1 pseudogene is annotated in these 386 nt (G+C 54.1%); it reads right to left on the reverse strand.

The features are described 5' to 3' along the window. Positions 1 to 18: 18 nt before the first annotated feature. Positions 19 to 361 (reverse strand): annotated as a pseudogene (locus tag QP990_RS12160) (transposase). Positions 362 to 386 lie beyond the last annotated feature (25 nt).

A 386-nucleotide genomic window follows, 5' to 3' on the forward strand; every position in this document is an offset into this window, starting at 1 on the left:
ACTCATCGATGAACCGGATCATTTCCGACGTTTTGGGTCGAGTTCCGACGCGAAAAAAGCCGAGGCAGCCTTCAGTAGCTCATTGGTGTCGCGTAGCTCTTGATTTTCACGGCGTAGCCTCGCGTTTTCCGCGGCCAAGTCTTCAGGCACAGGTTCTGGGATGCTTCCCGCACGACGGGCCTGCTGGGTCCACTGACGAGCCGTGTGCCATGAAACCCCCAACTTTGGAGCTACTGCCTTGCACGCGGCTTGCATCGACATATTTTCCGCCAAGATACGGTCCTCTACAAGACGGACCACACGGTCCTTCGCATCCTGGTCAAATTTTCTTGGCATATTCCAGATTTTCCCATCTACTCAGACGGAACAAAACCTGGGACACTTCA

Source organism: Corynebacterium sp. MSK071, assembly GCF_030232125.1.
Lineage (GTDB): Bacteria > Actinomycetota > Actinomycetes > Mycobacteriales > Mycobacteriaceae > Corynebacterium > Corynebacterium kefirresidentii.